Genomic DNA, 12,415 nt, shown 5'->3' on the forward strand with positions numbered 1-12,415 from the left:
CAGTCGGGCCAAGAGATAATTCGCCCCTCTGTATTCATTATCCTGCTGAATAGTTATTTCACCGCAAACGCGCTTTCCAGTTTACTGTAGCCCAGTCCGTTGATCTTCTTCACTTTAATCTGCACCGGAATACGCTCTTTCATCGCTTCAACGTGGCTAATCACCCCGATGGTTTTACCACTGGCATTCAGGGCATCCAGTGCGTCAAGGGCGGTATCCAGCGTTTCGCTATCCAGCGTGCCGAAACCCTCATCGAGGAACAGCGAGTCAATACGCGTTTTATGGCTGACCAGATCCGAAAGCGCCAGCGCCAGTGCCAGGCTCACGAGGAAACTTTCACCGCCGGAAAGCGTACGGGTATCGCGCACCGCATCTGCCTGCCAGGTATCAACAACCTCGACCTCCAGCGCCTCGCTGGCTTTACGCTGTAACAGGTAGCGACCGTGCAGCCGGGTAAGTTGCTGGTTAGCCAGATGGACCAGATTGTCCAGCGTCAGCCCCTGAGCGAATTTACGGAATTTATCGCCCTCTTTGGAGCCAATCAGCGAATTAAGATATCCCCAGTCCTCAACCTGCTGCGTCGTCTGTGCAATTTGCTGCATTAAGGTTTGTTGTTGCTGACGGTTGTCTGCATCCTGCTTCAGCTGCTGGCGAATTTCCCCCTGGCGAGTGGTGTTTTCACGCAACTTTTGGTGAGTTTGCGCTAACGCTTGCTGAATCTGTTCCACCGTCACCGTGAGATCCAGCCCGCCAGGTCGGTGTTGCTGATGCTGTGCCAGCGTTTCAGCTGTCTGAGTGGCCAGCGCTTGCGCCTGACGACGCTGGTTTTCCAGATTCTGTTTCAGCTGTTCCAGCTGAGTTAGCGTCTGCTCATCCATTAACGCCGCAAGAAATGCCTGCTGATCGTCAAAAATGCTGTCCTGTAGCGCGGTGTCAAACTGCGCCTGGGCTTTTTGCAGACTTTGCGCTGCCAGAACCTCCTGTTGCTGCAACGTTTGCTGCTGGCTTTTCAACGCGAGGCATTGTTCGTGAACTTGCCGCCAGTTTTCCAACGCCACAGTTTCTTCGCTGTGCGGGAGTTCATCACTTTGCGGCAACGTTTCCAGAATCGGCGTCAGCTGCTGAATACGGTTTTGCAGCGCAGTTAATTCGTTCTGGCGTTGCTGCCAGCTCTGCGCTTCTTGCTGACGTGTCGCCAACCAGCTCTCTTCTTCCTCTTCCTGTGGCAATGTCAGTGCGTAACCCGCCAATGCCGTTAAGAGTTGCTGCTGGCGTTGTTCAATTTGCTGTTGATACTGGATAATTTGCTGATTATGCGCGGCAATCTGACCTTGTAATTCATGCCGTTGGCTGAGTAACCGCAGCTGGCATTCGTGTTCATCTTGTGCATCTAGCCACGGTTGAATATCGTCCTGCGGCTGCAAGGTGATATTGAGGCTGGCCGTGACGGCTTGCCATTGTTGAGTAAGTGCTTGCTCATCTTGTCGGAGGCTTTGTGCTTCGTTTTCATCGCGCTGAAGCTGCTTCGTTAAGGCGTCCAGTTGCCCACGCAGCGCCGCGCCTTCTTCGCCGAGCTTTTTAACTTCGTTTTCCAGCGCCAGTAATCGAGACTGATTAACGCCAGGCTCCAGCGCCTGATACGCCTCGACCGCCGGGTGGCTGGTGGAACCACAAAGTGGGCAGGGCTGACCCGCCTGTAACTGTGCACGTTGGGCTTCCAGCGTTTTAATGCGAGCTTCCTGCTCGCAAATGGTTTTGACATCGGCAAGTTGCTGCGTCTTTTCTTTATAACGCTGGCGCATTTCGTTAAGTGCGGCATTACGTTGCGTCTGTTCCAGAGTGACATTCTGGATAGCGACCTGTAACTGCGCCAGACGTTTTTGTTGGGGAACAATCTGCCCATGCAGCGCAACCAGGCGTTGACGCAGTGGGCGTTGCTCAGCATATTGCGCCTGGGCGCTAGCAACTTCATCGGCAGTTAACGTCAACGTGATTGCCGCAAGCGCATTAAGTTTTTGCTCAGAATGGGTTAACTGTTGCTGCCATTGCCGCAGATGCTCGCGATCGCTGGTTTGTTGGGAGAACTGCGCACGCCAACCTGCCAGTTCGTTGTTCCACTGACGGAAGCGGTCGTGTTCCTGTAACCAGGCATTCAGGCTTTGTTGCTGCTGCTGTAATTCTGCTGACTGCTTCGCCGCGTGGTAGCGAATGCTCGCGCGAAGCGCCATTGTGCTCTGTAAGCGAGTATTTACTTCTTCAATCTGCTGGCGAGTATGCGTTAGCGCTGCGCTGTGTTCTGCGATGCGTTCCCAGTGCGGACGAAGATTTCGTGCCGGTTGTGCCAGGCTGAGCGCCGCCAGTTGCGGTTGCGCTTTTTCTTCTTCGGCTAACGCCTGTTGCAAGGCCTGCTGACGGCGGCTGGCTTCTTGCTGCAATTCGTCCAGACGCGTTAACCAGTTTAGCGATTGTTGTTCTTGCTGCTGCGCAGTGAGTAACCGTTTCTCTTCGTCAGTGAGTACCTGCAAACTTTCTGTCAGCGATTGCAGCTGTTCTGGCGCTAATAACGCAACGCCGCTGGCCTGCGCTTGCAGTTTCTCCAGCTCAGTACGGGCCGATTTATGCTGTTCAAAAACCATCGCAGAGATTTGCCCGTAGATTTCGGTGCCGGTTAACTCCTCGAGCAATTCCGCGCGTTCTTTCGGTTTCGCATTGAGGAAGGCAGCAAATTGCCCTTGTGAAAGCAGCATCGAACGGGTGAAGCGCCCGTAATCCAGTCCGGTTAACGTCGCCGTCAGTTCCAGCTTATCTTTCACTTTGTCGGCGAGAATTTTGCCGTCTGCGCAGCGCGCCAGCTCTACGCGTGGCACCTGCAAATTACCGTCCGGCTGGTTACGCGCCCGATTCTGGCTCCAGAACGCGCGATACGCTTCACCTTTCACTTCAAATTCCACTTCCGCCAGACATTCGGCGGTATCGCGGGTCATGAGATCATTTTGTGATTGCGAAACGTTAGAGAGGCGCGGGGTTTCGTGATACAGCGCCAGACAAATGGCGTCCAGCAGGGTGGTTTTCCCCGCACCGGTTGGGCCGGTAATGGCAAACAGCCCGTTGCTGGCGAACGGCTCGCGGGTGAAATCAATCTTCCATTCGCCTTTTAATGAGTTCAGGTTTTTCAGGCGCAGGCTGAGAATTTTCATGCTTCGTGTTCTCCGGCGAGGGTCTGCAACGTCGTGGCGAAAAGATTCTGTAGACGTTGCTGCTGCGATTCATCCAGTTCTTCCAGTGCCAGACGGCGATTGAACACCTCTTCGACGCTGAGTTCGCTGAGGGTTTCACGCTGTTGGCTGGCTAACACACGCTCGCGCTGTTCACGACTCCGGCGCACCAGCAATACTTCAACTGGCAATGATTCGGTTAATGCCTGGATTTTGCGCTGAATATCATGCAGATACTCATCGGTAGTGATTTCGATATCCAGCCAGACAGGTGGCTCCTGTGATACATCGCGCCATTGTTCAAGCTGTTCGGTAATCGACGCCAGATCGCCTTTCAGTACCGCCATCGGTTGCGTTATCGGCACGTTCAGGTTTTCCACGCTCTCTAATTTGCCGTTTGAAAATGTCACCAGATGGACATATTTACTCTTACCGCATTCATCAAAACTCAGTGGAATGGGGGAACCGCAATAGCGAACATGTTCCATGCCGCCAATGAGCTGCGCGCGGTGAATATGCCCGAGCGCGATGTAGTCGGCTGGCGGAAAGTTTTGTGCCGGAAACGCGTCCAGCGTGCCAATATAAATGTCACGCACGGCGTCACTTTTACTGGCACCCACGGTCGTTAAATGTCCCGTGGCGATGATGGGCAGAGGCTGATCGCCGCGCAGTTTGCAGGCATCGGCATAGTGTTGTTGATAATAATCAGTAATAGCCGCCAGCAAATGCTGCTGTTTTTCAATACCGTTTAGCCCCGCCTGGCTGGTAATAATGTCACGCGGGCGTAAAAAAGGAATGGGGCACAGCACTGCGCCTGGCGTCCCGTCGCGATGAGGCAAGATTTGCGGCGCATGTCCGGCGCTGGCGACCACGGTAGTATTGAGGAACGCCATGATATCGCGCGATTCATTCAGCGTGGCGACCGAATCATGGTTTCCTGCCAGTACCACCAGATGACAGCCCGTTTGTTGTAAATTGACAACAAAACGGTTGTATAAAGTACGGGCGTAACTGGGCGGCGAACCGGTATCGAAAACATCACCGGCAACAATAATCGCATCCACCTGATGGGTTTGTGCTGTCTCCAGCAGCCAGTCAAGAAAAGCCTGATGCTCAGCTTCGCGGCTTTTACTGTAGAAGTTCTGGCCGAGATGCCAGTCTGAAGTGTGAAGGATGCGCATAACGATTCTCTGGCGAAAAAGCATGGGCGCGATTATACCCAAACAGGTGCGCTATTTGCTTTTTTCTGCACCACAGAAATCAATAACCTGAAGATATGTGCGACGAGCTTTTCATAAATCTGTCATAAATCTGACGCATAATGACGTCGCATTAATGATCGCAATCTATTTATTACAACAGGGCAAATCATGGCGAGACGTATTCTGGTCGTAGAAGATGAAGCTCCAATTCGCGAAATGGTCTGCTTCGTGCTCGAGCAAAATGGCTTCCAGCCGGTCGAAGCGGAAGATTATGACAGTGCTGTGAACCAACTGAATGAACCCTGGCCGGATTTAATTCTCCTCGACTGGATGTTACCCGGCGGCTCCGGTATCCAGTTCATCAAACACCTCAAGCGTGAGTCGATGACCCGTGATATTCCGGTTGTGATGTTGACCGCCAGAGGGGAAGAAGAAGATCGCGTGCGCGGCCTTGAAACCGGTGCGGATGACTATATCACCAAGCCGTTTTCGCCGAAGGAGCTGGTGGCGCGAATCAAAGCGGTAATGCGCCGTATATCGCCGATGGCGGTGGAAGAGGTGATTGAGATGCAGGGGCTAAGTCTCGACCCGACATCTCACCGGGTGATGGCGGGCGAAGAACCGCTGGAGATGGGGCCAACTGAATTTAAACTGCTGCACTTTTTTATGACGCATCCCGAGCGCGTGTACAGTCGCGAGCAACTGTTAAATCACGTCTGGGGAACCAACGTATATGTGGAAGACCGCACGGTCGATGTCCACATTCGCCGCCTGCGTAAAGCACTGGAGCCCGGCGGGCATGACCGCATGGTGCAGACCGTGCGCGGTACAGGATATCGTTTTTCAACCCGCTTTTAACGCCTTGCTCATCGGACGCAGAGCAGGGCTTATGATTTCTTAACTGGAGTATCTTACGTGCTGGAACGGCTGTCGTGGAAAAGGCTGGTGCTGGAGCTGCTACTTTGCTGCCTCCCGGCTTTCATCCTGGGTGCATTTTTTGGTTACCTGCCCTGGTTTTTGCTGGCATCGGTAACAGGACTGCTTATCTGGCATTTCTGGAATTTATTGCGCCTTTCATGGTGGCTGTGGGTGGATCGCAGTATGACCCCGCCACCGGGGCGTGGTAGCTGGGAACCGCTGCTGTACGGTTTACACCAGATGCAACTGCGTAATAAAAAACGCCGCCGCGAGCTGGGTAATCTTATCAAACGCTTTCGTAGCGGTGCGGAGTCGCTACCCGATGCGGTGGTGCTGACCACGGAAGAGGGCGGTATTTTCTGGTGTAATGGTCTGGCGCAACAAATTCTAGGTCTGCGCTGGCCAGAAGATAACGGGCAGAACATCCTTAACCTGCTGCGTTATCCGGAGTTTACGCAATATCTGAAAACGCGTGATTTTTCTCGCCCGCTCAATCTGGTGCTCAACACCGGGCGGCATCTGGAAATTCGCGTCATGCCTTATACCCATAAACAGCTGCTGATGGTGGCGCGAGATGTCACGCAAATGCATCAACTGGAAGGGGCGCGGCGCAACTTTTTCGCCAACGTAAGCCATGAGTTACGTACGCCATTGACCGTGTTACAAGGCTACCTGGAGATGATGGATGAGCAACCACTGGAGGGGGCTGTACGTGAAAAAGCGTTGCACACCATGCGCGAGCAGACTCAGCGGATGGAAGGGCTGGTGAAGCAGTTACTGACCTTGTCGAAAATTGAAGCCGCGCCGACGCAGTTGCTGAATGAGAAGGTTGATGTGCCGATGATGCTGCGCGTCGTTGAGCGTGAAGCTCAGACGCTGAGCCAGCAAAAACAGACATTTACCTTTGAGATTGATAACGGCCTCAAAGTGTCTGGCAGCGAAGACCAGTTACGCAGTGCGATTTCGAATCTGGTCTATAACGCCGTGAATCATACGCCGGAAGGTACCCATATCACCGTACGCTGGCAGCGAGTACCGCACGGTGCCGAATTTAGTGTTGAAGATAATGGACCGGGCATCGCACCGGAGCATATTCCGCGCCTGACCGAGCGTTTTTATCGCGTTGATAAAGCGCGTTCCCGACAAACAGGCGGTAGCGGGTTGGGGTTAGCGATCGTGAAGCATGCGGTAAATCATCATGAAAGCCGGCTCAATATTGAAAGTACGGTGGGCAAAGGTACGCGTTTCAGTTTTGTTCTGCCGGAACGTTTAATTGCCAAAAATAGCGATTAATCCACCTTTGTCATTTTTTGTTGCCATAAGCCAGCCGATGCTGGCTTTTTTTCTTTGCAGTCAAAAAACGGGCGCTGAATTTTACAATGTCTGGTGATTTTTTGTTCGCATGATAAGCCATATCTTTTTCACGGAAATAGTGTTTTATACTGGTTGGTGATTTCTTATCGCTATATACCTCTGGTTTTTAGATCCCTCCTTGCTTTAAAACGTTATAAGCGTTTAAATTGCGCTTCAGGTGCTGTCATACTGACTGCATTCACGCGGTAAATCGAAAAACTATTCTTCGCCGCGCCTGGTTGGGAGTATTTCCCGCTAAAATTGTTTAAATATACCGCTGTATCATCCCCAGGGATTGGCACAAAATTTAACGTTACAACACCACATCCACAGGCAGTATGATTTATGACCCATCAGTTAAGATCGCGCGATATCATCGCTCTGGGCTTTATGACATTTGCGTTGTTCGTTGGCGCAGGTAACATTATTTTCCCTCCTATGGTCGGCTTGCAGGCAGGCGAACACGTCTGGACTGCGGCATTCGGCTTCCTCATTACTGCCGTTGGTCTGCCGGTATTAACGGTAGTGGCGCTGGCGAAAGTTGGCGGCGGCGTTGACAGTCTGAGCACACCAATCGGTAAAGTCGCAGGGGTGCTGCTGGCAACGGTCTGCTACCTGGCGGTAGGGCCGTTGTTTGCAACACCGCGTACGGCAACTGTCTCCTTTGAAGTGGGCATTGCGCCGCTGACGGGTGACTCCGCACTGCCGCTGTTTATCTACAGCCTGGTCTATTTCGCTATCGTTATTCTGGTTTCGCTCTATCCGGGCAAGCTGCTGGATACCGTGGGCAACTTCCTTGCACCGCTGAAAATTATCGCGCTGGTCATCCTGTCTGTTGCGGCGATTGTCTGGCCTGCGGGTTCTATCAGCACGGCAACTGAGGCTTATCAAAACGCTGCGTTTTCTAACGGCTTCGTCAATGGCTATCTGACTATGGATACGCTGGGCGCGATGGTGTTTGGTATCGTTATTGTTAACGCGGCGCGTTCTCGCGGCGTTACCGAAGCGCGTCTGCTGACCCGTTATACCGTCTGGGCTGGCCTGATGGCAGGCGTTGGTTTGACTCTGCTGTACCTGGCGCTGTTCCGTCTGGGTTCAGACAGCGCGTCGTTGGTTGATCAATCCGCAAATGGTGCCGCTATTCTGCATGCTTACGTTCAGCACACCTTTGGCGGCGGCGGTAGCTTCCTGCTGGCGGCGTTAATCTTCATCGCTTGTCTGGTCACGGCGGTTGGTCTGACCTGCGCTTGTGCGGAATTCTTCGCCCAATACATCCCGCTCTCATACCGTACGCTGGTGTTTATCCTCGGCGGCTTCTCGATGGTGGTGTCTAATCTGGGCTTGAGCCAGCTGATTCAGATCTCTGTACCGGTGCTGACTGCCATTTATCCGCCGTGTATCGCACTGGTTGTATTAAGTTTTACACGCTCATGGTGGCATAATTCGTCCCGCGTGATTGCTCCGCCGATGTTTATCAGCCTGCTTTTTGGTATTCTCGACGGGATCAAAGCATCTGCATTCAGCGATATTTTACCGTCCTGGGCGCAGCGTTTACCGCTGGCCGAACAAGGTCTGGCGTGGTTAATGCCAACGGTGGTGATGGTGGTTCTGGCCATTATCTGGGATCGCGCAGCAGGTCGTCAGGTGACCTCCAGCGCCCACTAAATCACTGTAAATTTGTTTTAACCACGGGGCTGCGATGCCCCGTGGTTTTTTATTGTGTTGATGGGTTAGGAATTGATGGAAAGTAAGAACAAGCTAAAGCGTGGGCTAAGTACCCGACACATACGCTTTATGGCACTGGGTTCAGCAATTGGCACCGGGTTGTTTTACGGTTCGGCGGACGCCATCAAAATGGCCGGACCGAGCGTGTTGTTGGCCTATATTATCGGTGGTGTCGCGGCATATATCATTATGCGTGCGCTGGGAGAAATGTCGGTACATAACCCGGCCGCCAGCTCTTTCTCGCGTTATGCGCAGGAAAACCTTGGCCCGCTGGCAGGTTATATCACCGGCTGGACCTACTGCTTTGAAATCCTTATTGTCGCCATCGCCGATGTCACCGCTTTCGGTATCTATATGGGCGTCTGGTTCCCGACGGTGCCGCACTGGATATGGGTGTTGAGCGTGGTGCTGATTATCTGCGCCATTAACCTGATGAGCGTGAAAGTCTTTGGTGAGCTGGAATTCTGGTTCTCGTTCTTTAAAGTCGCCACCATTATCATCATGATCGTTGCTGGTTTCGGTATCATCATTTGGGGGATTGGCAACGGCGGGCAACCGACCGGTATCCATAACCTGTGGAGCAACGGCGGCTTCTTCAGTAACGGCTGGCTTGGCATGGTGATGTCGTTGCAAATGGTGATGTTTGCCTACGGTGGTATTGAAATTATTGGTATTACCGCCGGTGAAGCGAAAGAGCCGGAGAAGTCTATTCCGCGCGCGATTAATTCAGTGCCGATGCGTATTCTGGTGTTCTATGTTGGTACGCTGTTCGTCATTATGTCTATCTATCCGTGGAATCAGGTAGGTACTGCTGGTAGCCCGTTCGTGCTGACGTTCCAGCATTTGGGGATTACCTTTGCCGCCAGCATTCTTAACTTCGTTGTGCTGACCGCTTCGCTTTCGGCAATTAACAGCGACGTGTTTGGTGTAGGCCGTATGTTGCACGGCATGGCAGAGCAGGGCAGTGCGCCGAAAATTTTCAGCAAAACGTCGCGTCGCGGTATTCCGTGGGTCACGGTGCTGGTCATGACTACCGCGCTGCTGTTTGCTGTGTATCTGAACTACATCATGCCGGAAAACGTCTTCCTGGTGATTGCCTCGCTGGCGACCTTCGCTACCGTGTGGGTGTGGATTATGATCCTGCTGTCTCAGATTGCCTTCCGTCGCCGCCTGCCGCCAGAAGAAGTTAAAGCGCTGAAATTTAAAGTTCCTGGCGGGGTGGCAACGACCATCACGGGGCTGGTTTTCCTGCTCTTTATCATCGGACTGATTGGTTATCACCCTGAAACGCGTATCTCTCTGTACGTTGGTTTTGCGTGGATTGTGGTGCTGTTGATTGGCTGGATGTTTAAACGCCGCCACGATCGGCAGTTTGCAGAAAACCACTAATTCCCGCCTTTTGTCGCCGGATCAGGAGCAAAACCTGATCCGGCTATTCCGAAAGTTATCCACCCCCATCCTCATCCCCCAAATATCCTTCAGATGATGAGTGATCCTGCATTAGGCTATGGCAAGGTGAACACATTTTCATCACAGGGGAATTATGATGTTAAATGCATGGCACCTGCCGGTGCCCCCGTTTGTTAAGCAAAGCAAAGATCAACTGCTCATTACACTGTGGCTGACGGGCGAAGAGCCGCCACAGCGCATTATGTTGCGCATGGAAAACGATAACGAAGAAACATCAATACCGATGCATAAACAGCGCAGCCAGCCGCAGCCTGGTGTGACGGCGTGGCGGGGAGCGCTCTCTCTCGCCACCGGGCAACCACGGCGGCGCTACAGTTTCAAATTGCTGTGGCACGATCGCCAGCGTTGGTTTACGCCGCAAGGTTTCAGCCCAATACCACCAGCACGGCTGGAACAGTTTGCCGTCGATGTGCCGGATATCGGACCACAATGGGCGGCGGATCAGATTTTTTATCAGATCTTTCCGGATCGTTTTGCCCGGAGTCTTCCTCGTAATGCCGATCAGGATCATGTCTATTATCATCACGCCGCCGGGCGGGAAATCATATTGCGTGACTGGGATGAACCGGTCACGGCACAGGCGGGCGGATCAACGTTCTATGGCGGCGATCTGGACGGGATAAGCGAAAAACTGCCGTACCTGAAAAAACTCGGCGTGACGGCGCTGTATCTTAATCCGGTGTTTAAAGCACCCAGCGTGCATAAATACGATACCGAAGATTATCGCCACGTCGATCCGCAGTTTGGCGGCGACGGGGCGTTGCTACGTTTGAGACACAACACGCAGCAGCAAGGAATGCGCCTGATGCTGGACGGCGTGTTTAACCACAGTGGTGATTCTCATGCCTGGTTTGACAGGCACAATCGCGGGACGGGCGGCGCTTGCCATAACCCCGAATCGCCCTGGCGCGACTGGTACTCGTTTCGCGATGACGGCACGGCGCTCGATTGGCTGGGCTATGCCAGCCTGCCAAAACTGGATTATCAGTCGGAAAGTCTGGTGAATGAAATTTATCGCGGTGAAGACAGCATTGTCCGTCACTGGCTGAAAGCGCCGTGGAATATGGACGGCTGGCGGCTGGATGTGGTGCATATGCTGGGGGAAGCGGGCGGGGCGCGCAATAATTTGCAGCATGTCGCCGGCATCACTGAGGCGGCGAAAGAAACCCAGCCAGAAGCGTACATTGTCGGTGAATATTTTGGCGATGCGCGGCAATGGTTACAGGCCGATGTGGAAGATGCATCGATGAACTATCGCGGCTTTACTTTTCCGCTGTGGGGCTTTCTCGCTAATACCGATGTCTCTTACGATCCGCAGCAGATTAACGCTCAAATCTGTATGACCTGGATGGACAATTACCGTGCCGGGCTTTCTCATCAACAGCAACTGCGTATGTTTAACCAGCTCGATAGTCACGATACCGCGCGATTTAAAACGTTACTCGGACGGGATGTTGCGCGTCTGCCACTGGCGGTCGTCTGGCTGTTCACCTGGCCTGGTGTGCCGTGTATTTATTACGGCGATGAAGTGGGGCTGGACGGCAATAACGATCCATTTTGTCGTAAACCGTTTCCCTGGGACCCGGAAAAACAAGATACGGAGCTATTCGCGCTATACCAGCGAATGATTGCGCTGCGTAAGAAGAGCCTGGCATTGCGTCGTGGCGGCTGTCAGGTGTTGTATGCGGAAGATAACGTGGTGGTGTTTGTGCGTGTGCTCAATCAGCAGCGTGTGCTAGTGGCAATCAACCGTGGCGAAGCGTGTGAAGTGGTGCTACCCGCATCGCCGTTGCTTAATGTCGCGCAATGGCAATGCAAAGAAGGGAATGGACAACGGGTAGATGGGATCCTGGCGTTGCCCGCGATATCAGCCACGGTGTGGATGAATTAATACCTTACAACGCTTTGCGTGACGCCTGCTCCATCATCCGCGGATAAAATTGCCAGAAGCGGGTTTCAAGGGCGTCGTAATGGGTGTCTAAATCGTACCAGGAGTCACGCAGAGCATCCAGACGTGGGCGACGGTTTGCCATGCCGTTTAACACGCTCTGGATGAAATCCATATCGCGATAGCGCACCAGCCATTGCTCTGACCACAAGTAGTTATTCAGATTGATAAAGCGCGGCGGTGAGTCCGGCAGAATAGTGATCACTTGCTCGCGGGCATAACAGACAAATTCCTGTAGCGGAAAGTCGGGCGACAACTGCGACCAGTGGCGGGACAGAAAGTGATCCCACATCACATCCAGCGTAATAGGCGCAACGCGGCGGGTTTCACTACGAAACCATTCCCGTGCTTCGCGGACTTCCGGCAGATTGTCGGTTAACACATCGATACGCCGATGCATATGAATACCTGCAACCACGTCGGGCGGAAAACTTTCGTCAGGATTTCCGCGAACAAAATCAGCCAGTAAATTGCCGGAAAGCGAACTTTCAGCGAGATGGGCTAAATGCAGGTGAGCTAAAAAATTCATCGATTATATTCTATCCAAAGGGGGGTAAAGGTTGCAGGGAGAGCGCCCCGGCACT

At 53.0% G+C, this 12,415-nt stretch carries 8 protein-coding genes; 5 read left to right on the top strand and 3 right to left on the bottom strand.

Annotated elements, in window-relative coordinates; all coding sequences use genetic code 11:
- Nucleotides 1-53 precede the first annotated feature (53 nt).
- Together sbcC and sbcD are read right to left on the bottom strand one after the other, a co-directional pair.
- A complete protein-coding gene (gene sbcC, locus D9741_RS06195; protein WP_130215414.1) occupies nt 54-3,197 on the bottom strand; it encodes an exonuclease subunit SbcC in 3,144 nt (1,047 codons plus the stop codon).
- Nucleotides 3,194-4,396: an exonuclease subunit SbcD gene (gene sbcD / locus D9741_RS06200; protein WP_130215416.1), complete on the bottom strand. Its 1,203-nt coding sequence runs from the start codon at nt 4,394-4,396 to the stop codon at nt 3,194-3,196. Before sbcD ends, sbcC begins: the two co-directional genes overlap by 4 nt.
- 189 nt (nt 4,397-4,585) lie before the next feature.
- Between sbcD and phoB the strand changes: the two genes are divergently transcribed.
- The 5 genes from phoB to malZ all read left to right on the top strand — a co-directional run bounded on the left by phoB (nt 4,586) and on the right by malZ (nt 11,774).
- Complete coding sequence (phoB, locus tag D9741_RS06205; RefSeq protein WP_000113933.1) at nt 4,586-5,275, top strand: phosphate response regulator transcription factor PhoB; 690 nt, start codon at nt 4,586-4,588, stop codon at nt 5,273-5,275.
- A gap of 57 nt (nt 5,276-5,332) precedes the next feature.
- Nucleotides 5,333-6,628, top strand: a complete 1,296-nt coding sequence (gene phoR, locus D9741_RS06210) for a phosphate regulon sensor histidine kinase PhoR (RefSeq protein WP_130206215.1) — start codon at nt 5,333-5,335, stop codon at nt 6,626-6,628.
- A 405-nt stretch (nt 6,629-7,033) separates the two neighbouring features.
- Nucleotides 7,034-8,353, top strand: coding sequence for a branched-chain amino acid transporter carrier protein BrnQ (gene brnQ, locus D9741_RS06215; RefSeq protein ID WP_130206217.1), 1,320 nt, complete (start codon nt 7,034-7,036; stop codon nt 8,351-8,353).
- 75 nt (nt 8,354-8,428) lie between these two features.
- Entirely contained in the window at nt 8,429-9,802 is a 1,374-nt protein-coding gene (gene proY / locus D9741_RS06220) for a proline-specific permease ProY (RefSeq protein ID WP_130215418.1), read from the top strand.
- A 154-nt stretch (nt 9,803-9,956) separates the two neighbouring features.
- Entirely contained in the window at nt 9,957-11,774 is a 1,818-nt protein-coding gene (gene malZ / locus D9741_RS06225) for a maltodextrin glucosidase (protein WP_130215420.1), read from the top strand.
- Between the two features lie 4 nt (nt 11,775-11,778).
- On the opposite strand, the gene acpH is transcribed toward malZ, so the two are convergent.
- Nucleotides 11,779-12,360 carry an ACP phosphodiesterase gene (gene acpH / locus D9741_RS06230; RefSeq protein ID WP_130215422.1) on the bottom strand — a complete coding sequence of 194 codons (582 nt, stop codon included), beginning with the start codon at nt 12,358-12,360 and terminating at the stop codon, nt 11,779-11,781.
- Between the last annotated feature and the right edge of the window lie 55 nt (nt 12,361-12,415).

It is taken from the genome of Escherichia sp. E14V7, from assembly GCF_004212225.1.
Taxonomy (GTDB): domain Bacteria; phylum Pseudomonadota; class Gammaproteobacteria; order Enterobacterales; family Enterobacteriaceae; genus Escherichia.